This is a genomic window from Streptomyces sp. NPDC054796 (genome assembly GCF_053611545.1).
In genome coordinates this window covers 1-18,941 of sequence record NZ_JBSHAO010000047.1, presented here as the reverse complement: position 1 = coordinate 18,941, position 18,941 = coordinate 1, and the positions used below count along the sequence as shown (strand labels likewise).

The following is an 18,941-nucleotide window of genomic DNA, read 5'->3' as shown; positions in this document are numbered from 1 at the left end:
CGCGAGGAGCCGTATGACCGCCGCGCCACCGCCGACACAGCCCTCGGGACGGCAGCGCGACGCGGCCCGCACCCGCGCCGAGATCCTGGACGTCGCGACGCAGGAGTTCGCGCGGCTCGGATACACGGGCGCCCGCATCGACGAGATCGCCGCGCGCATCCACACCACGAAGCGGATGATCTATTACTACTTCGGCGGCAAGGAGCAGCTCTTCACGGCGGTGCTGGAGCGGGCCTACACGGTCATCAGGCAGCAGGAGAAGGGGCTGGACGTCGGGCATCTGGACCCCGTCGCCGCCATCCGCCGCCTCGCCGAGCTGACCTTCGACCACCATGAGGAGCACCCGGACTTCATCCGGCTCGTGTCCATCGAGAACATCCACGAGGCCGAGCACATCACCGGCTCCGCGACGCTCAGCGAACTCAGCTCGCCCGCCATCGAGGTCATCGGCCGCATCCTCGAAGAGGGCCGTGCGCAGGGCGTGTTCACGGCGGACGTGGACGCGGTGGACCTGCACGCGATGATCAGCTCGTTCTGCTTCTTCCGGGTCGCGAACCGGCACACCTTCGGTGCCCTCTTCGGCCGTGACCTGACCGCGCCGGACCGGCGGCAGCACTACCGCACGATGCTCGGCGACATGGTCCTCGCCTATCTGACCGGGGACACCGCGGCACGCGACCGCCGCTGAGCTCACCGCCCCGCCCCGCCCCGTCCCCTCCCGGTCACCCGGTGAAGTGTTTCGGCGAGATGTCTTGACAGTGACCCGAGAGCGGTTCACGATCCATACCCAGCGTAATTAACTATCTAGTACGTTAATTCTCCGCGCCCACCCGCGCCCACCCGCGCCCACCCAGCCGGAGGCCCCGACGGCCCCGGCCCGCCACGGAAACCCCCGGCGGGCCCGCCGCCCTTCCCCACCCGCCCCACCACCCGACGCCCCCGGCTCCCGGAGAGGCGCGGGTGACCGCCCCCAGAGGAGCACGCGTGTCCGCTCACTCGCACGACCCGTCGGCACCGTCGTCCCCGGGCCAGTCCCCCGAGTCGCCGGCGGCGGCCCGCGGCAGGCCACGCAAGGCGGCCCTCGCCGCGTGGATCGGCAGCGCGCTGGAGTACTACGACTTCTTCATCTACGGAAGCGCGGCGGCCCTCGTCTTCCCAAGGGTCTTCTTCGACCCCGACGACCCGGCGACCGCCACCCTCATCTCGCTGGCGACCTTCGGTGTCGCCTACGCGGCCCGCCCCGTCGGCGCGCTGATCCTCGGGCATGTCGGGGACCGGCTCGGACGGCGGAAGATCATGGTCTTCACGCTGATCCTCATGGGCCTGTCGACGTTCGTCATCGGCTGTCTCCCGACGTACGCGCAGATCGGCACCGCGGCGCCCGTGCTGCTGGTCCTGATGCGCGTGTGCCAGGGCCTCTCGGCCGCGGGCGAGCAGGCCAGCGCCAACTCGATGACGCTGGAACACGCCCCGGAGCACCGCCGGGGCTACTACACCAGCTTCACCCTCAACGGGACCCAGGCCGGGCAGATCCTGGCGACCCTCGTCTTCATCCCCGTCGCGGCCCTGCCCGACGAGCAGCTCTACACCTGGGGCTGGCGCATCCCCTTCCTGCTGAGCATCGCCGTCTCGGTCGTCGGCTACCTCATCCGCCGCAACCTGGAGGAGACCCCGGTCTTCGAGGAGGCGTCCGCCAGCGACGCGGTCTCCAAGCTGCCCCTCGCCGACCTGCTGCGCGACCACTGGGCCGACGTGCTGCGCGTGGTCTGCGGCGCGCTCATCGCGACCGTCAGCACCATCTTCACGGTCTGGGCCCTGTCGTACGCGACGAGCGACGCGGCCGGGCTGGACAAGTCCGCGATGCTGTGGGTCGGCGCGCTGGCCAACGCCGTCGCGCTGATCGCCATCCCCCTGTGGGCGAAGCTCTCGGACCGGATCGGCCGCAAGCCGGTCTTCCTCCTCGGCTCCCTCGGCTCGGGTGTCATGGTCTTCGTCTACCTGTGGGCGATCTCGACGGGCAGCTACCCGCTGGTCTTCCTCACCGGCATCCTCTTCTTCGGCGTCGTCTACAGCGCGGCCAACGGCATCTGGCCCTCCCTCTACGGGGAGATGTTCCCGACGCGCGTGCGGCTGTCCGGCATGGCCATCGGGACGCAGATCGGCTTCGCCGTCGCCGGGTTCGCGGTCAGCTTCGCCGAACAGCTCTCGGGCGGCGGCGAATGGCTCGGTGTCGCGGTCTTCACCGCCGCCATCTGCGCGATCTGCTCGCTCGCCATCGCGACCGGGCGCGAGACGCACAAGGTGCCGACGGAGCGGCTCGGCGAGAAGCCGCACCGGGGCGCGCCCGCGCCGCCGAACGCGGCGGAGTCCGTGTCGGCCTGAGCGCGCGGCGCACCACGCGCGACGCGCGCCGCTCCGCGGCCGTCCCCCGCGACGGGGCGGGCCCGGGGCGTGCCGTACCCGGACAGCGGCGCGTGCCGCGCCCGGACAGCACCAGGGGCGCCCGTACCGTCGCCCACGTACCACCAGGAAAGAGAACCGATGACCACGCCCACGCGCGCCCCCTCGTATCTCACCGGCCTGATCGGATCCGGCATCGGCCCCTCGCTGAGCCCGGCGCTGCACGAGCGCGAGGGCGACCGGCACGGTCTGCGCCTCCTCTACCGCACCCTCGATCTCGACGTGCTAGGCCTCGGCCCCGAGTCCGTCGGCGAACTGCTGCGCTCCGCGCACACCCTGGGCTTCGACGGGCTCAACATCACGCACCCCTGCAAGCAGGCCGTGACCGGATACCTCGACGAACTGGCGCCCGAGGCGGCGCGGCTCGGCGCCGTCAACACCGTCGTCTTCCGGGACGGCCGGGCCGTCGGCCACAACACCGATGTCACGGGCTTCGCTCAGTCCTTCGCGCGCGGGCTGCCGGGCGCCCCGACGGGCAGCGTCGTGCAGCTCGGCGCGGGCGGCGCCGGTGCGGCCGTCGCGCACGCGCTGCTGACGCTGGGCACCGACCGGCTCACCGTGGCCGACAGGGACGAGGAGCGGGCCGCCGCGCTCGCCCGCGCGCTCGGTTCGCGCTTCGGCGCGGGGCGCGCCGACCACGTCGCGCTGGCCGGTCTCGGCGGACGCCTCGCGCACGCGGACGGGCTGGTGCACGCCACGCCCACCGGCATGGCGGCGCATCCCGGGCTCCCGCTGCCCGCCGCGCTGCTGCGGCCCGAGCTGTGGGTGGCCGAGGTGGTCTACCGGCCGCTGGAGACCGCGCTGCTGCGCACGGCGAGGGAGCTGGGCTGCCGCACGCTCGACGGCGGCGGCATGGCGGTCTTCCAGGCCGCCGACGCCTTCCGGCTGTTCACCGGCAGGGAGCCGCACGCGGAGCGGATGCTCGCCGACCTCGCCGACCTCGTGGGCGCCCCGGCGGCGTGAGGGAACCGGGCACGGAGCATGAGCCGTGAACCGTCGACCGTGCCGCACGAAGAGAGCCGAGAAGGCCGAGGCCAAGGCCGAGAAGAGGGAACCGGAAACCGGGGACCCGGAACCGTGAGGAGCACCCCATGCGCAAGTCCATCGCCACGGTGTCGTTGAGCGGCTCGCTCTCCGAGAAGCTCGGGGCCGTCGCAGCCGCCGGATTCGACGGTGTCGAGATCTTCGAGAACGACCTGCTCGCCAGCCCGCTGAGCCCCGAGGAGGTCAGGAAACGCGCCGACGACCTCGGCCTGGGCATCGACCTCTACCAGCCGTTCCGCGACTTCGAGGCCGTGCCGGAGGACGTGCTGCGCGGCAATCTGCGGCGCGCCGAGCAGAAGTTCGCGGTGATGGAACGGCTCGGCGCCGACATGATGCTCGTCTGCTCCAGCGTCTCGCCCGCCTCGGTGGACGACGACGAACTGGCCGCCGACCAGCTCCGCCTGCTCGCCCAGCGCGCGGAGGCGCACGGCATCCGGCTGGCGTACGAGGCGCTGGCCTGGGGCCGCCACGTCAGCACGTACGACCACGCCTGGCGGATCGTGGAGCGCGCCGACCACCCCGCGCTGGGCACCTGCCTGGACAGCTTCCACATCCTCTCGCGCGGCTCCGACCCGCGCGGCATCGAGCGGATCCCCGGCGAGAAGATCTTCTTCCTCCAACTGGCCGACGCGCCCCGGATGGCGATGGACGTCCTCCAGTGGAGCCGCCACTACCGCTGCTTCCCCGGCCAGGGCGGCTTCGACATCGCGGGCCTCGTGGAGGCCACGCTCCGCGCCGGGTACACCGGGCCGCTGTCGCTGGAGATCTTCAACGACGTGTTCCGGCAGGCCGACGCGTCACGCACCGCCGTCGACGCGATGCGCTCGCTGCTCACCCTGGAGGAGGCGGCCGGGCTCGCCTCTCCCCCGGCGCCCGTCGTGCCCTCCGCCTTCGCCTTCGCCGAACTGGCCGCCGCCGACACCGAGCCGCTGCGCGCGCTGCTCGGCGCGCTCGGCTTCGCGCGGACGGGGCGGCACGGCGGAAAGCCGGTCGAGCTGTGGGAGCAGGGCGAGGCGCGGCTCGTCGTCAACACGGCGGGCGGGGTCGGCACGAGCCGTCGCGAGGGGCCTGCGCTGACGGCGCTCGGGCTGGAGACGCCTGACCCCGGCGCGGCCACCCGGCGCGCCGAGTCCCTCCTCGCGCCCGTGATCCCGCGCCGCCGCACGGCCGACGACGTGCCCCTGGAGGCCGTCGAAGCACCCGACGGCACCGAGCTGTTCTTCTGCCGCACCGGCCACGCCGACCACCCGAGCTGGACGGACGACTTCGCGCCCGTGCCCCGGGACGACGCGGGCGAGGACGCCGGGGCGGGTACGGGTACGGGACAGGGCGGCACCGGAGTCACGCGGATCGACCACGCCGCGCTGACCCAGCCGTGGCACCGCTTCGACGAGGCGTCCCTGTTCTACCCGAGCGTGCTGGGCCTCCAGCCGAACGAGAGCCTGGACCTGGCCGACCCGTACGGCCTGTTCCGCAGCCGCGCCGTCGCCAACGACGAGGGCACCCTGCGCATCGCGCTCAACGTGGCGCCCGTGCCCGGCGAGCGGGAGACACGCCCGCAGCACATCGCGCTCGCCACGGACGACATCGTCGCCACGGCGCGCCGGGTCAGCGAGCGCGGCGGCGGCCTCCTGCCGATCCCCGACAACTACTACGACGACCTCGGCGCCCGCCACGGCCTCGCGGACGACGCCCTGGCCACGCTGCGCGAACTGGGCATCCTCTACGACCGCGACGAGTACGGCGAGTTCCACCACTGCTACACGGTGACCGTCGGCCAGGTCTTCTTCGAACTGGTCCAGCGCACCGGCGGCTACCGAGGCTACGGCGCGCCCAACGCCACCATCCGCCTCGCGGCCCAGCACACGGCCGAACTGGGCGGCCGGCCCGCACGCTGACCCGCGCCACGACCCACGCCGCCCCGCGCGGCTACCCTGCCCCGATACGCGACCCGGTCCAGGAGCCGTACTGGAACACCAACGTCGCCCGTCACCCGGGCATCCTCCGCGCCGTGCCCGAGGGGTGCGGTGACGCACTGGACGTCGGCTGCGGTGACGGGATCGACTCCTCACCGGAGATGATCGCCCGCGCGCTCGACGGGGGCGGGAACGGGGGCGGCACACTGGTCGTGGTCGGCCTCGCCCGCGAGGGAAGCCCGGCGGAGTGGGCGGCGACGGTCGCCTCCGCGCCCGTGGTGCGGGCCGTGAAGGTGCTGGGCCGCGCGCACGGCCCGGGGGCATGCCCGTCGCCGACCCGCGGATGAGGTACGCACAGGTGCGGGCCGCGGCACGGCGGCTGCTGCCCGGCGTGCGCTACCGGCGCCATGTGCTGCGCCGTTACTCGCTGACCTGGCACAAGCCCGCGCCCTGAGCCCGTCGGACGCTCGGTCCGTATCAGCCCGTGTCAGCTCGTGTCAGCCCGTGAACTTGTCCACGCACCAGCCGATGGCGCCGATGGCGATGACGACCCACACCGCGCCCTCGATCCAGTCCGAGACGCCGAACCGCGTCTCGTGCTTCGATTTCTCGCTCATCCCCGTGCCCCTCCCGGCCCCGCCTGTCATGATCACGCGGTCTTACGTATACACGAGGTCACGGCACGTGGAGGCACCGGACCCCGTGCGACGCGAGGGAACGCGGGTCAGGTGCCGGGCGCCGGGTCCGGGGTGCGCAGGCCGAGTTCGGCGACCGCCGTCTCGCGCATCTCGACCTTGCGCACCTTCCCCGTCACGGTCATCGGGTACGCGTCGACGAGCTTCACATAGCACGGCACCTTGTAGTGCGCGAGCCTGCCCTCGCAGAACTCGCGCAGCGCGCCCGCCGTCAGCAGTGCGGCGCCAGGGCGCAGCCGGATCCAGGCCATCAGCTCCTCGCCGTACCGCTCGTCGGGGACGCCGATGACCTGTGCGTCGAGGATGTCGGGGTGGCCGTGCAGGAACTCCTCCACCTCGCGCGGGTAGATGTTCTCGCCGCCCCTGATGACCATGTCCTTGATGCGGCCCACGATGTTCACGTAGCCGTCCTCGTTCATCACGGCCAGGTCGCCCGTGTGCATCCAACGTGCGGCGTCGAGGACTTCGGCGGTCTTGTCCGGCTCGTTCCAGTAGCCGAGCATCACGGAGTAGCCGCGGGTGCAGAACTCCCCCGGGGTGCCGCGCGGCACCGTGCGTCCCGTCTCCGGGTCGACGACCTTGATCTCCAGGTGGGGGTGGACGCGCCCGACCGTCGAGGTGCGCAACTCCAGGCTGTCGTCGGCGCCGGTCTGGGTGGAGACCGGTGACGTCTCGGTCATGCCGTAGCAGATGGTGACCTCCTCCATCCCCATCTCGCTGACGACGCGCTTCATCACCTCCACCGGGCAGGGCGAACCGGCCATGATGCCGGTGCGCAGGGTGGACAGGTCGTACTCCGCGAAGCCGGGGAGCGCCAGCTCGGCGATGAACATCGTCGGCACCCCGTACAGCGAGGTGCAGCGCTCCTCCTGCACCGCGCGCAGTGTGGCCGCCGGGTCGAAGCCGGGTGCCGGGACGACCATGGTGGCGCCGTGCGACGTGCAGGCGAGGTTGCCCATGCCCATGCCGAAGCAGTGGTAGTAGGGGACGGGGATGCAGACGCGGTCGTGCTCGGTGTAGCCGCAGCCCTCGCCGACGAAGTAGCCGTTGTTCAGCAGGTTGTGGTGGGTGAGCGTCGCGCCCTTGGGGAAGCCGGTGGTGCCGGAGGTGTACTGGATGTTGACGGGGTCGTCCGCCGTCAGCTCCCGCGCGCGCCGTGCGAGCGCCGACGGGTCGGCGGCACGGCCCGTCGCCATCAGCCGCTCCCACTCGGGCTCCCCGATGAAGACGACCTCGCGCAGGTCCGGGCACTCGTCGCGGACGTCATCGATCATCTTGCGGTAGTCGCTGGTCTTGAACGAGGGCGCGGACACCAGTACCGATATGCCCGACTGCCGCAGCACATAGGCAAGTTCGTGGGTGCGGTACGCCGGATTGATGTTCACCATGATCGCGCCCAGCTTGGCGGTCCCGTACTGTGTGAGGACCCACTCGGCGCAGTTGGGCGCCCAGATGCCCACCCGGTCGCCCTTGCCGACGCCGAGCGCGTCCAGTCCGAGGGCGCAGGCGTCGACGTCCTCGACGAGTTCCCGGTACGTCCAGCGGCGCCCCGTGGCACACTCCACCAGCGCCTCGCGAGTGCCCACGCGGGCGGCTGTCCGGTCGAGGTCGGCGCCGATGGTGTCGCCGAGGAGGGGGAGCGCCGAGGTTCCGGAGGCGTAGGAGAGGGCGGGAGCGGAGGCGGGAGCGGAGGCGGAGGCGGCGGGTGGTGGTACGGAGCCGGTTTCCGGTGCGGTCATCGTGAACCACGGCCTTTCTGCTGACCACTTGCGCGAGCGACGGCGTGAGCGTGAGAGGGAAGGTACAGCGCCGTGCGCCGGAGGGAACCCCGTCCGACGCGGAACACCCGCACCGCGCCGCTTCCCTCAGCGCCCGCCCTCGCGCGCCCTCGCGGCCCGCACGCCGTAGACGGCCGCGCCCGCCGCCAGCACGGCGGCCCCGGAGACGACGGAGGAGAGCGGCAGCGCGAAGGCGAGCGCCGCGCATCCGGCCAGCCCGGTCAGCGGCACGAGGCGGAGCGGGCGGCCCTCCTCGCGGGTGAGGGTCCACGCGGAGGCGTTGGCGATGGCGTAGTACGCCAGCACCCCGAAGGAGGAGAAGCCGATCGCGCCCCGCAGATCGACGCTCGCGGCGAGGACGGCGACCACGGCCCCGACGGCCATGGCGGCGCGGTGCGGCACGCCGAAGCGGGGGTGGACGGCGGCGAGCGAGCCGGGCAGATGGCGGTCGCGGGCCATCGCGAGGGTGGTGCGCGAGACGCCGAGGATCAGCGCCAGCAGGGACCCCAGCGCCGCGAGGGCCGCGCCCGCCCGTACGGCCGGTGCCAGGCCCGGTGCCCCGGCGGCGCGGACGGCCTCGGCGAGCGGCGCCCCCGCGTCGGCGAGCCCGCCTGGGCCGAGCACGGCCAGGGCAGCGGCGGCGACCGCCGCGTACACGCACAGGGTGATGCCCAGGGCGAGGGGGATCGCGCGGGGGATGGTGCGGGCCGGGTCCCTGACCTCCTCGCCGAGGGTCGCGATGCGCGCGTACCCGGCGAAGGCGAAGAACAGCAGCCCGGCGGCCCGCAGGACGCCGCCCGGTGTGGCGTCGGCGCCGACGGCCAGCCGCTCGCCACGGGGTGCGTCACCGCTCAGGCACGCTGTGACCACGGCGGCGAGCACCGCCAGGACGACGGCGACGATCGCGCGGGTCGCCCACGCGCTCTTCTGGACGCCGGTGCAGTCGAGCACCGTCAGCGCCACCACGGCGGCGACGGCCACCGCGTGCGCCTGCCCCGGCCACACGTACGTCCCCACGGTGAGCGCCATCGCCGCGCACGAGGCGGTCTTGCCGACGACGAACGCCCAGCCCGCCAAGTAGCCCCAGAACTCCCCCAGTCGCTCGCGCCCGTAGACGTAGGTACCGCCCGAGGCCGGGTAGCGGGCCGCGAGCCGCGCCGAGGAGGTGGCGTTGCAGTACGCGACGAGTGCGGCGAGGGCCAGCCCCGCCAGCAGCCCGGAGCCCGCGGCACCCGCCGCGGGGCCGAGCGCGGCGAAGACGCCCGCGCCGATCATCGACCCGAGCCCGATCACCACCGCGTCGAAGACGCCCAGCCGTCGCTTCAGTTCCCCCGTGCCCGCCGGGGTGCCGCGCGCGCTCATCGCTCGCTCCCTCGTCTCGGTCCCTCGTCTCGGTCCCTCGTCCCGGCCGCCCGGCCCACCCGGCCGGCCGTCGGCCGGGACGCGCGCGGTGCCCGGGCGCACGGTAGCGGAACGGCGTGTCCGTGCGATGCCGCACGCCTGGCGTGGCGCGCCACACTCCGATCAGTGGGTTCTCCGGGGCCGTTCATGCCTCGCGAAGCGATACGAGCCTCACTCGTACGCATGGTCACTTCACCCATGGGTACCGCCTATCGTGACCCGCGACGGGGAGAGCGAGAGGAGAAACACCGTGCTCATGGCCCATTCCGCCGTGCTGCGGAACCTGATCGAGCAGTACGAGGCACTGGTGGTCCTCCACGCCGAGGACGGCAGCGCCGAGGTACAGCAGCGAATGGACGACGTGGCCTACGCGCTCTGCGTGTCCACGGGCACCCGTGACGTGGACGCCGCACTGATAGCGGCCCGGCACCGGCTGCCCGGAGCACGTGTGGAGGACGACTCCGCTCTCGCCCCCGTGTCCGGCGACCGGGCCTGACCTGCCGGGCCGGGCCCCTGTTCCGGCCCGGCCCGCCTCCGAAGCCGCCGCCGGGTCCCGGCTGAGCCGGGGCCGAGTACGGGGACGCCCAAGATGTCGCGCGTATGCCCGATCCCGCCGCCTTTTCGGGTTACATTCGCGACGGCGTGGAACTCAGCGAATACGACAGCGCGGCAGGGGCACACAAGGTGTCCGCGGAGGCCCGGCGGAAGTACGGAGGACGGTGGTTCATCGCGATGTCGAGGGCCATGCAAGCGAGGCGGCTGGCACGCGCGCTCTCCGCTCTGGCGGAAGCGCCGGAGGAGGAGGGCGCGCTGCCCTCACTCCTGGTCCAGCACGGCATGACGCTCCTCGACGCCGCCGCGGCCGGGGCTCTCCTCACGCTGCCCGGGGGCCGTATCACCGACGCTGCGGTGTCCTGCCCGTGCGCGCGTGAGTTGCAGGACCTCCAGATCCGCCACGAGCGGGGGCCCAGCTGGGACCTGTGCTTCACCGGCACGCTCCTGCCGCAGACGGATCTGCGGCAGGAGGACTGCCGGAACCGCTGGCCCGCCTTCACCGCCGCCGCCCTCGCGGGCGGTTACGCCGCCGTCACCGCCATACCGCTCCAGCGGGGCCGACGGCTGCTCGGCTCGCTCACCCTGCTGCACCACCAGCACGGAACCGTCGACGCGGACGGGCTGGAGATCGGCCGGTCCCTCGCGCAGGCGGCGGCCCTCGCCCTGAGCCTGCGCGAGGAGAGCAACCGCGCGGCTCAGCTCCAGGGCGCGCTGGACAGCAGGACGGTGATCGAGCAGGCCAAGGGCGTCCTCTCCGAGCGGCACCGCTGTCCCCCCGATCACGCCTTCACCCTCCTGCGGGAACACGCCCGCAGGAACCAGCGGCGCCTGCACGAACTCGCGCGCCAGGTCGTCATCGAGGCGGCCGAGTCCCCCGCCTCCCCGCTCCTCGGGCCGCGCCGCCCGCCGGACTCCTCCGCGGCGCAGGGCGTCGGCGCTCCCGAATAGCCCCGTAGAACCCATAGAACCCGTAGAACCGCAGCCCCCATAGGCGCAGACCCGTGAACCGGCCGGAACTCGGCTACGAGGGCCGGGCGGTGGTCTCCAGGATCTCGGCCACGTGCTCGAAGAAGCGGGCGTGGGCGAGCGGACTACAGGGCAGTTCGGGGTTCCAGGGCACGAACATGGCGCGGGCCGCGAGCGCCTGCCACCCCGCGCCCTGACCCGTCCGCTCCGGAGAGGCAGGGGAAACCGGGGCGACGGGGGAAGCCGGGGCGACGGGAGCGACCGCGTTGCCGCGTACGTCGCTCAGCACCACGTCCGGCGCGAGCGCGGCGGCCTCCTCCCAGCCCGTGGTCGACCAGTTGGCGCCGGGTCCCGCGGGCGGTTCGACCATGCCGACGCCGTGCTCGGCCAGCGCGAACAGGTCGGCCCACGCGCCGGGCCTGGCGAGATGCACGCTGTCGGGCCCCGCGGGCGAGAGGGCGAGCACGCGCGTGCGGGACGCGGCGTCGGCCGCGGCGCGGAGCCTGCGCGAGGCGGCGCCGAGCGCCTCGGCTCCCGGCACCTCCGCGCCCGCGCCCTCCCCCACGCCCAGGGCGCGGGCCAGCGCGGCGAACCGCTCCCGTACCGCCGTCAGGCTGTGCCCGGCGCCCACGCCGAGCGCGACCGTCGGGACGTGCTTCTCCAGCTCACCGGCCTGCGCCGGGTCGAGGCCGTAGGCGCGCTTGCCGTCATAGGTGACGGCGACGAGGAGTTCGGGCCGCACCGCGAGGATGTCCTCCGTGCGCAGTGCGCTGCCGGCGCCGAGATAGGGGACGTCGTCCAGTGGCAGGTTCCCGGACTTGGCGCGGTCGGGCACGGCCCCGTCGTGCTGGGAGCCGAACACCCCGACGAAGCTGAGTCCGTGGTCCCATAACGCCGCCGCTGCCTGAAGATAGGCGACCACGCGCAGCGGACGGTGCTCCGCCGTCGCACGGTGACCTCGGTCGTCCAGAAAGTGCCAGGCGGTCTCGGACGTCATGGTGTCAAGTCTGCCCAGCACGAGGGGAGTCGGCACCACACCGCGAGGGCGTGCGGAGAGGGCGGCACCCGGTGTGTGAACCGGGTGTTGCGCCTTCATGGCAGTGCACCCGGTTCTCTTGCCACCCCGGGCACACGGCGGCCTATGGTTCCCGTGTGTCACCGACACGGCCGTGTGCCCGAGTGGTTCAGGGGCTCGCCTGCAAAGCGAGTTACGTGGGTTCGAATCCCGCCACGGCCTCTCCGGACCGGTCCGCCGTTTTCACGCGGGCGTTCTCATGCGGGCCCGCGCCGACGCCGCCTCCGGTCAGGGAGCGTAGAACATGGAGACCTGCGTCCGGTCGAAGCGCCGGGCCGCCATGTCCTGCCTCGCTGTCGACCAGTAGACCTCCGCGGCCTCCCAGTCCTCGATGGCAGGCTTCCATTGCGCCAGGAGCGTCCAGTCCTCGGGCCGTGGCGGCTCCTCGGACTCCGGCCGGTCCGCTTCCTCTTCCGCGTCGTACGCCGCGGATCTGACCGGGTCCGTCTCGTCGTACCCGTCCACGGCGTACCCGCCGATCTGCACCTGCGACCACTTGGTGAGAGGGAGGTCCGCGTCCCGCACCTCCCGCCACGCCTCGCGCAGTTCCCGGGCGTGGGGGTGTCCGTCGAGACCGGGGATCGAGTCGTAGTCCGGCAGGGAGACGTCGTACCGCAGCCGCAGCTCTCCCATGCCCCGCAAGGCCGGGTCCAGTCCGGCCAGCACGTCGATCTCGCTGTAGTCGTACTCCACAGGGTGTTCCTCGACGGGCGCGCCTGCGGGGACGTATATCGCCGTGCCGAAGGGGTCCATCGCGTCGGGATGAGCGAGCAGCAGAAGCCGGCCCTCGTGCGGCAGCGGGAGGCCCGTCGCGTCCCCGGACAGCGCGGCGAGGTCCAGGGACGCGATGAGGTGCATCCGGTCCAGGTCCTCGGGGACGTCGGCGCCTGCGGGAAGGGTCAGCGGACCGCCGAAGTGCCCCACGACCGGCCCGTCCACGTGCGGTGACAGCATCGCGCACGGGCGGGCGGCCTCCAGCCACCGTTCCACTTCGGCCGACGGGACATCATGCGCGAGTGCCGCGCGGCGGAAGCGGTCCAGCTTTTCTCGTACCTCGGATCTCATGCGAGGAACATAGAGCCAGGGTCTGACAGTCACCCACCCGGCCCGGGACGCCGTACCGCGACCACGACCGCGACCGCTCACGCCCCGGTTCAGGGGCGTGGGATCAGCTCACCCGGAGGAGCTGCCAGCGCCGGTCCCCCAGGCTGGTGTCATTGGTGATGCGGGACGTGTAGACGTTCCGCCCGCCCCAGGAGGTGAACGTGCCGGCCATCCGCAGCACCAGGTCGCAGTCGGGGCTGGAGGCCACGCAGACCCAGGACTGCGCTGTGGTGCCGCCGCGGAAGTCCCATGCCTGGTCGGCTCGCTGGCTGCACTGAAGGAAGTCGACGCGGCCCGTCGTCGCGCCGCTCGGGTGGTACTCGTCCAGGCACATGTTGTTGGACAGGTTGCGGACCTCCATGAACTGCGCGCCGTGGGCCGGGGCCGTCGGCCCGAGCCGCCACAGGGCTGTGGAGTCGCCGCAGGCACCGACGTAGACACCGGTGTCCCCGGCCTGCGGTCCCGCACGCAGGCACTCGTCCCTGGAGAGGTAGGGCCTGATCTGGTAGGTGCCGACCGGGACGGCGACCCGCGGTGAGGCCACCTCGCTCACCTGCCCGGTACGCGCCGTGGGCCGGTCCGCGCCGTTCCCGGCCGGGGTGGCGGGTGCCGCGGTGGCCGTGCCGAGCACCGTCAGCCAGCAGGCTGTGACGGCGGTCATGGCGACCAGGGCGGTGCGCAACCGTCTGTGACGAGCCATGGAGATCCTCCGGGAGAGTCGACAGCGAACGAGCGGACGAGCGGACGAGCGGACGAGCGGACGGACAGGGGATCAGGCGATCAGGCCGCGCGGCGGCGGACCTGCCCTGTGGTGTCCCACAAAACTCACTGGCCGTAAAGCGGGAAAACCGGCTATCCATCACCAGACGTCTCCCGCGACCACCACGAAGGAACCACGCCATGACCACCCCGCACGCCTTCCCCCTCGACCCCACCCCCGTCCATGTGCCCGACGAGGCCCTCGACGACCTGCGCGCCCGTCTCGCGTCGACCCGTCCGCCGCTGGACGAGGGGAACGAGGACTGGTCCTACGGCGTCCCGGCGAGCTATCTGCGCGAACTGGTCGCCTACTGGCGGGACGGCTACGACTGGCGCGCGGCCGAGGCCGCCATCAACGCCCACGAGCACTACCAGGTGAGCGTCGCCGGTGTCCCGGTCCACTTCATGCGCAAGCCCGGCGTCGGCCCCCGCCCGGTCCCGCTGATCCTCACCCACGGCTGGCCGTGGACGTTCTGGCACTGGTCGAAGGTGATCGGCCCGCTCGCCGACCCGGCCGCGTACGGCGGCGACCCCGCCGACGCGTTCGACGTCATCGTGCCGTCCCTCCCCGGCTTCGGTTTCCCCGGCCCGCTCACCGGCTTTCCCGACGTCAACTTCTGGAAGGTCTCCGACCTCTGGCACACCCTGATGACCGAGACCCTGGGATACGCGAAGTACGCCGCCGGGGGCTGCGACATCGGCGGGATCGTCTCCAGCCAGCTCGGCCACAAGTACGCCGACGAGCTGTACGGCATCCACATCGGCTCCGGGCTGCCGCTCGACTTCTTCACAGGGCCCCGCGCCTGGGACTTCGCCCGGAACCGGCCCCTCACCGACGACCAGCCCGCCGACGTCCGCGCCCGCATCGTCGAGCTGGACCACCGCTCGGCTTCCCATCTCGCGGTGCACATGCTCGACGGCGCCACCCTGGCCCACGGGCTGAGCGACTCGCCCGCCGGACTGCTCGCCTGGCTGCTGGAGCGCTGGAACGCCTGGAGCGACAACGGCGGCGACGTCGAGTCCGTCTTCACCAAGGACGAGCTGCTCACGCACGCCACCATCTACTGGGTCAACAACTCCATCGCCACGTCGATGCGTTACTACGCCAACGCCAACCGCTATCCCTGGACCCCCGCCCATGACCGCACCCCTGTCGTGCAGGCCCCGGTCGGCCTCACCTTCGTCACGTACGAGAACCCGCCCGGCGTCCACGGCGCCGACGAGCGCGTCCGGGCGTTCAAGGACGGCCCGCAGGCTGCCTGGTTCCACCACGTCAACGTCAACGCGCACGACCACGGCGGCCACTTCATCCCCTGGGAGAACCCCGGCGCCTGGGTGAGCGACCTGCGCCGCACTTTCCACAGCCGCAGGCCCTGAACGGTCCCGCGCCGTCTCCGTACCGCTTCCGTACTGCCGCAGAGCGGGCCCCCGCGATATACATGCAGGGTGAATGTTTCGTGGGGCGTGCGCGATCACGCCCGCCCCACGAGCACTTCGCCGTGCACCGTCCGTCGCCGCTCGCCCCTCGTCGCAGGAAACGGAGCAGCTTCATGACAGGCTCCTCCCCGAGCCGGACCCCGAGCCCGGCCGCCAGTCCCTTCCAGCAGCCGAAGGCCGTCTTCGCCGTCGCGTTCGCCTGCGTGGTCTCCTTTGTGACTCCTCCGCCCCGTGAACGGGGTGGCTTCTCGTTACGCCGGGTTGGCGTCGCGACGGACCAGCCCGGCCCGTAGAACGTTGATTGCGCCGACCGTGTCGGCGTGCGCGGTGGCCGCACGAAACGCAGTGGAACTTGTCCTGTGTGGGCCGGTTCTCCTTGGCGGTGTGCCCGCATCCGGGGCACCGCCGGGAGGTGTTGCGGGGGTCCACGGCGATCACTTCCCGTCCGGCGCTTTCAGCCTCGGCGTGCAGGATCGTCAGGAACACCCTCCATCCGGCATCAGCGATCGAGCGGTTGAGCCCGGCCTTCGCGGCGCCCCCGTTGGGCAGGAACGCGCCCGGCTTGCCGGGATCGGGCTTCGGCGCGGGAGCCTTGCTCATGTTGCGGATCTGGAGGTCTTCGCGCGCGATGACATCATGCTCACGGACCAGATCGAGGGCGGTCTTGTGGGCGTGGTCCAGCCGCTGTCGACGGACCTTGCTGTGCAGCCTCGCGACCTTTTCCACAGCGCGCTGGTGGTTGGCGCCAAACCCCGGTGTACGGCGCGGCCGTCACGTCGTCCACCACCTGCACGCACACTTGGTCTTTGTCACCAAGTCCCGGCGGACCGTCTTCAACGACGAGATGCTGACGCGCTGCGAAGAGATCATGCGGAAGGTCTGCGACGATTTCGAGACCGACCTGATCGAGTTCAACGGCGAGGAGGACCACGTGCACCTGCTGGTGCACTACCCGCCCAAGGTCGCCCTCTCGAACCTGGTCAACTCCCTCAAGGGCGTGTCCTCGCGCCGGCTGCGGCAGGAGTCCACCGGCCGGGTGAACCAGGCGGTCCCGCACGGCCGGTTCTGGTCCGGCTCCTACTTCGCCGGGAGCTGCGGCGGAGCACCACTCCAAGTGGTCAAGGACTACATCGAGAACCAGAAGCGACCCCACTGAGCACGGCTGTCCCCGGGGAGCGCTCTGAAGCGATACCGCGGCGCCCCGCGCCACAGGGCTCAGCTGCCCACCGGCGCCCCCGCCTGACCGCCGCGGCCCGAGCACCCCCCGCCGCCGAGATTCCGGTTCCGCTTTTCTCCGGGTCACGGCGGCGGGCCCGTACCGTCCCCGTATCGGCCCCGCCCGGCATCCTCCCGCTCCGCCCGGAATTTCCACGCCCTCTTCCCGTCCTCGGCGTTCAGGACGATGCCGGAACCGCTTTCCGGGCCGGATTCCGCTTCCGGGCAGCGGAAAATTGAGCGTTGCCTCGGCGACTTCGGCGCACTACTGTCTGCGTTGTGACTGCCGGGTCGGCCATGGGCCATTATCGAGTGAGGCACCCGGCCTTGACGTGAGTGCGAGGCGGGCCAGGAGTCCGCCGTGCCGCCTCCGTGAGGTCCGTGTTTCCACGCCTCCCCTCCCCCTCTCCCGTGCTTCCTTCGCACCCCGCGCTTTCCACGCGCCGCAACGCTCCGGCCGCCTTCCGCCGTGCCCGGACGTCTCTTCGGCGCGCCTTTTCCCTTTCGGCCCTCCGCATTCCGCTCAGGAAGGCCATTCCGCCGTCCCGTCATTCCGTCGTTCCGTCATGCCCGCGAATGGCCGCGGCGCCGTATTCAAGACCGTATCCAGGAAAGAAGTGAGAATGCCCAACGAGTTCAACGTGCCGGTCATCGAGGAGTTCCGTGCCAACAGCGGGCAGGTCGGCGGGATGTTCGAGGGGGCCAGGCTGATCCTGCTGACGACCGTCGGGGCGCGGTCAGGGGCCCGGCACACGACCCCGCTCGGCTATCTTCCCGACGGGGAGGAGCGCATCCTCGTCATCGCCTCGGCCGGTGGCGCGCCCCGTCATCCCTACTGGTTCCGCAACGTGCTGGCCAACCCCCGTGTCACCGTCGAGAACGGCTTCTTCACCTACGAGGCGCAGGCCGTCGTCCTCGACCGCGCGGCGCGTGACGAAGCCTTCGCGCGCGCCGTCGAGGCCGACCCCGGCTGGGCCGATTACCAGGCGAAGACCTCGCGCGTCATCCCCGTCGTCGCACTCCACGAACTCCCCGGTCCGCCGCGCATGAACGCGCCCACCTGGGGGACCGCGCTCAAGCTGGTGCACGACGGGTACCGGCGCGAACTCGCCCTGATCCGCAAGGAGATCACCGAGTCGGGGCCCGGACTGGGCACCCAGTTGCGGATCAACTGCCTGACGCTGTGCCAGGGGCTCCACGGACACCACACGGCGGAGGACGCGGGGCTCTTCGTCTCCATGGCCTCCCACAGGCCCGATCTCGTCCCGGCGCTGGAGCGGCTGCGCGAGGAACACGCGCGGGTGGCCGTGCTGCTGGAGGAGCTGCAACGCGTGATCTCCACCGCCGACGCGGACCCGGCCAGGGTGCTCGCCGACGTGGAACGGCTCACGGAGGAGCTGGAGGCCCATCTGACGTACGAGGAGGAGCAGTTGATACCCGTGCTGGACGGGCCCGGCCGCTGACACCGACCGAGCGGGTGCCTACGGGCGGCGGGCGTCCCGTGCGGCGAGCGCCGCCCGCGGGCGCCCGTCAGCCGTAGGACGCCATCCGGGAGGCGGCGATCTCCAGTTGCAGCGCGCGGTCGTCGGGCGTACGGCGCGGGCAGCTCGCGCACTTGCCCTCGCCAGGCGACTCGTAGATCAGGCAGCACGACCCGCGCCGCACGAACGTCTCCACGCGCGGCGCGCCCGGTGGAGGTACGGGAAAGAGGCCGTCGCCGCCGTCGGGCACGGGCACCTCCACCCAGCGCGGCGGCGGCATCGGCGGGCCGATCCGTTCCGCCAGGGCCGCGCCCCAGGCGGTGCTGTCGGCCAACCGGCCGCTCTCCCGCCCGGCGCGCGAGAGCAGTTGGGCCAGCGAGTCGGTGGCGAGGGACCACAGGGGGCGCGGGCGCAGCCCCGCGACCCCGGCCAGTCCGTCGACGCACAGTTCCAGCAGCCCGCGCAGCGGGCCCGGCGCGGCGCCGTCGACGGGCGCGGACATGTGCGGCGCGGGGCGTACGGCGACGGGGCGCCCCGCGGCGCCGAGCTGGAGTACCAGCCCTTCGGGTCCGGGGTGCACGCTGCGGCCTGTGAGGAAGCCGGTGACCAGCGGGGGCGCGAGCAGCACGGTGCTGACGGAGTACCACCACAGGGTGGCGCCGACGCGGAGGCTGTCGGTGCGCCAGCGGAGGGCGGAGAGCCTGACCTGCTCGGCCAGCCAGTCGCGCTCCCCGAGGAACTCCGCGGGTACGGACGCGACCACGCCGTCCGGCTGTCCCTGGAGACCGGTCATCGCCGCCGTCATCGGGGCGGTCCGCGCCGCCCGCGCGAGCAGTCCTGCCGCCGCCGAGGCCCCGTCGCGATCGTTGTACTCGCCGGTCCCGGATTCCGCGCCGGGCCCCTGTCGCGTGCCCTGCCGCCCCTGCGTACCTGCCATGCGGCCACCGTATACGCGGCGCGCACGCACGTGGGGTGTGGGGGGGCCACCCCCCCCGCCCCCCCCCCCCGGACCCCCGGGACCCCCCCCGCGGAACCCCCGACCGGGGCACGCCCGC

At 72.5% G+C, this 18,941-nt stretch carries 16 protein-coding genes, 1 tRNA gene and 1 pseudogene; 11 read left to right on the top strand and 7 right to left on the bottom strand.

The window, feature by feature from the left end:
- Positions 1–13: 13 nt before the first annotated feature.
- The 5 genes from ACWGJ2_RS30400 to ACWGJ2_RS30380 all read left to right on the top strand — a co-directional run bounded on the left by ACWGJ2_RS30400 (position 14) and on the right by ACWGJ2_RS30380 (position 5,767).
- On the top strand, positions 14–688 hold the full coding sequence (locus ACWGJ2_RS30400; RefSeq protein WP_453349486.1) for a TetR/AcrR family transcriptional regulator: 675 nt from the start codon (positions 14–16) through the stop codon (positions 686–688).
- Between the two features lie 296 nt (positions 689–984).
- Positions 985–2,382: an MFS transporter gene (locus ACWGJ2_RS30395; RefSeq protein ID WP_453349485.1), complete on the top strand. Its 1,398-nt coding sequence runs from the start codon at positions 985–987 to the stop codon at positions 2,380–2,382.
- A gap of 159 nt (positions 2,383–2,541) precedes the next feature.
- Positions 2,542–3,423, top strand: a complete 882-nt coding sequence (locus tag ACWGJ2_RS30390) for a shikimate dehydrogenase (RefSeq protein WP_453349484.1) — start codon at positions 2,542–2,544, stop codon at positions 3,421–3,423.
- A 128-nt stretch (positions 3,424–3,551) separates the two neighbouring features.
- Entirely contained in the window at positions 3,552–5,402 is a 1,851-nt protein-coding gene (locus ACWGJ2_RS30385) for a bifunctional sugar phosphate isomerase/epimerase/4-hydroxyphenylpyruvate dioxygenase family protein (RefSeq protein WP_453349483.1), read from the top strand.
- 113 nt (positions 5,403–5,515) lie between these two features.
- Positions 5,516–5,767 (top strand): hypothetical protein, encoded by a 252-nt coding sequence (locus ACWGJ2_RS30380; RefSeq protein ID WP_453349482.1) that lies wholly within the window; start codon positions 5,516–5,518, stop codon positions 5,765–5,767.
- 377 nt (positions 5,768–6,144) lie between these two features.
- Here the strand turns inward: ACWGJ2_RS30380 and ACWGJ2_RS30375 are convergent, their stop codons facing one another.
- Both ACWGJ2_RS30375 and ACWGJ2_RS30370 read right to left on the bottom strand, forming a co-directional pair.
- Positions 6,145–7,854: an AMP-binding protein gene (locus tag ACWGJ2_RS30375; protein WP_453349481.1), complete on the bottom strand. Its 1,710-nt coding sequence runs from the start codon at positions 7,852–7,854 to the stop codon at positions 6,145–6,147.
- A gap of 126 nt (positions 7,855–7,980) precedes the next feature.
- Positions 7,981–9,255, bottom strand: coding sequence for an APC family permease (locus ACWGJ2_RS30370; protein ID WP_453349480.1), 1,275 nt, complete (start codon positions 9,253–9,255; stop codon positions 7,981–7,983).
- Positions 9,256–9,544: 289 nt separating this feature from the next.
- Between ACWGJ2_RS30370 and ACWGJ2_RS30365 the strand changes: the two genes are divergently transcribed.
- Complete coding sequence (locus tag ACWGJ2_RS30365; RefSeq protein ID WP_453349479.1) at positions 9,545–9,790, top strand: DUF5133 domain-containing protein; 246 nt, start codon at positions 9,545–9,547, stop codon at positions 9,788–9,790.
- 146 nt (positions 9,791–9,936) lie between these two features.
- On the top strand, positions 9,937–10,797 hold the full coding sequence (locus tag ACWGJ2_RS30360) for an ANTAR domain-containing protein (protein ID WP_453349478.1): 861 nt from the start codon (positions 9,937–9,939) through the stop codon (positions 10,795–10,797).
- 73 nt (positions 10,798–10,870) lie between these two features.
- Here ACWGJ2_RS30360 and ACWGJ2_RS30355 read toward each other — a convergent pair whose 3' ends face one another.
- The gene (locus ACWGJ2_RS30355) at positions 10,871–11,812 is read right to left on the bottom strand and encodes an ABC transporter substrate-binding protein (RefSeq protein ID WP_453349477.1); all 942 of its coding nucleotides are present in this window, start codon (positions 11,810–11,812) and stop codon (positions 10,871–10,873) included.
- Positions 11,813–11,980: 168 nt separating this feature from the next.
- Between ACWGJ2_RS30355 and ACWGJ2_RS30350 the strand changes: the two genes are divergently transcribed.
- Positions 11,981–12,052: transfer RNA gene (locus ACWGJ2_RS30350), tRNA-Cys, on the top strand.
- Between the two features lie 66 nt (positions 12,053–12,118).
- Here the strand turns inward: ACWGJ2_RS30350 and ACWGJ2_RS30345 are convergent.
- Positions 12,119–12,955 carry a DUF1963 domain-containing protein gene (locus ACWGJ2_RS30345; protein WP_453349476.1) on the bottom strand — a complete coding sequence of 279 codons (837 nt, stop codon included), beginning with the start codon at positions 12,953–12,955 and terminating at the stop codon, positions 12,119–12,121.
- Between the two features lie 103 nt (positions 12,956–13,058).
- Entirely contained in the window at positions 13,059–13,694 is a 636-nt protein-coding gene (locus tag ACWGJ2_RS30340) for an RICIN domain-containing protein (protein WP_453349475.1), read from the bottom strand.
- 200 nt (positions 13,695–13,894) lie between these two features.
- Between ACWGJ2_RS30340 and ACWGJ2_RS30335 the strand changes: the two genes are divergently transcribed.
- Positions 13,895–15,130: an epoxide hydrolase family protein gene (locus ACWGJ2_RS30335; RefSeq protein WP_453349474.1), complete on the top strand. Its 1,236-nt coding sequence runs from the start codon at positions 13,895–13,897 to the stop codon at positions 15,128–15,130.
- Positions 15,131–15,441: 311 nt separating this feature from the next.
- Here the strand turns inward: ACWGJ2_RS30335 and ACWGJ2_RS30330 are convergent.
- A pseudogene (locus tag ACWGJ2_RS30330) lies at positions 15,442–15,931 on the bottom strand (RNA-guided endonuclease InsQ/TnpB family protein); the annotation flags it as partial.
- Here ACWGJ2_RS30330 and tnpA point away from each other — a divergent pair.
- Together tnpA and ACWGJ2_RS30320 are read left to right on the top strand one after the other, a co-directional pair.
- Positions 15,930–16,346: an IS200/IS605 family transposase gene (gene tnpA / locus ACWGJ2_RS30325; protein WP_453349473.1), complete on the top strand. Its 417-nt coding sequence runs from the start codon at positions 15,930–15,932 to the stop codon at positions 16,344–16,346. The pseudogene ACWGJ2_RS30330 and the gene tnpA overlap by 2 nt on opposite strands.
- Before the next feature lie 682 nt (positions 16,347–17,028).
- Positions 17,029–17,868 carry a nitroreductase/quinone reductase family protein gene (locus ACWGJ2_RS30320; RefSeq protein WP_453349472.1) on the top strand — a complete coding sequence of 280 codons (840 nt, stop codon included), beginning with the start codon at positions 17,029–17,031 and terminating at the stop codon, positions 17,866–17,868.
- 67 nt (positions 17,869–17,935) lie between these two features.
- On the opposite strand, the gene ACWGJ2_RS30315 is transcribed toward ACWGJ2_RS30320, so the two are convergent.
- The gene (locus ACWGJ2_RS30315; RefSeq protein WP_453349471.1) at positions 17,936–18,823 is read right to left on the bottom strand and encodes a (2Fe-2S)-binding protein; all 888 of its coding nucleotides are present in this window, start codon (positions 18,821–18,823) and stop codon (positions 17,936–17,938) included.
- Between the last annotated feature and the right edge of the window lie 118 nt (positions 18,824–18,941).

Bases quoted from the DNA above. Each gene is read 5' to 3' on its own strand.
- ACWGJ2_RS30400 (WP_453349486.1), top strand. From the start codon at position 14: ATGACCGCCGCGCCACCGCCGACACAGCCCTCGGGACGGCAGCGCGAC.
- ACWGJ2_RS30390 (WP_453349484.1), top strand. From the start codon at position 2,542: ATGACCACGCCCACGCGCGCCCCCTCGTATCTCACCGGCCTGATCGGA.
- ACWGJ2_RS30385 (WP_453349483.1), top strand. From the start codon at position 3,552: ATGCGCAAGTCCATCGCCACGGTGTCGTTGAGCGGCTCGCTCTCCGAG.
- ACWGJ2_RS30375 (WP_453349481.1), bottom strand. From the start codon at position 7,854: ATGACCGCACCGGAAACCGGCTCCGTACCACCACCCGCCGCCTCCGCC.
- ACWGJ2_RS30370 (WP_453349480.1), bottom strand. From the start codon at position 9,255: ATGAGCGCGCGCGGCACCCCGGCGGGCACGGGGGAACTGAAGCGACGG.
- ACWGJ2_RS30355 (WP_453349477.1), bottom strand. From the start codon at position 11,812: ATGACGTCCGAGACCGCCTGGCACTTTCTGGACGACCGAGGTCACCGT.
- ACWGJ2_RS30345 (WP_453349476.1), bottom strand. From the start codon at position 12,955: ATGAGATCCGAGGTACGAGAAAAGCTGGACCGCTTCCGCCGCGCGGCA.
- ACWGJ2_RS30340 (WP_453349475.1), bottom strand. From the start codon at position 13,694: ATGGCTCGTCACAGACGGTTGCGCACCGCCCTGGTCGCCATGACCGCC.
- ACWGJ2_RS30335 (WP_453349474.1), top strand. From the start codon at position 13,895: ATGACCACCCCGCACGCCTTCCCCCTCGACCCCACCCCCGTCCATGTG.
- ACWGJ2_RS30320 (WP_453349472.1), top strand. From the start codon at position 17,029: ATGCCCAACGAGTTCAACGTGCCGGTCATCGAGGAGTTCCGTGCCAAC.
- ACWGJ2_RS30315 (WP_453349471.1), bottom strand. From the start codon at position 18,823: ATGGCAGGTACGCAGGGGCGGCAGGGCACGCGACAGGGGCCCGGCGCG.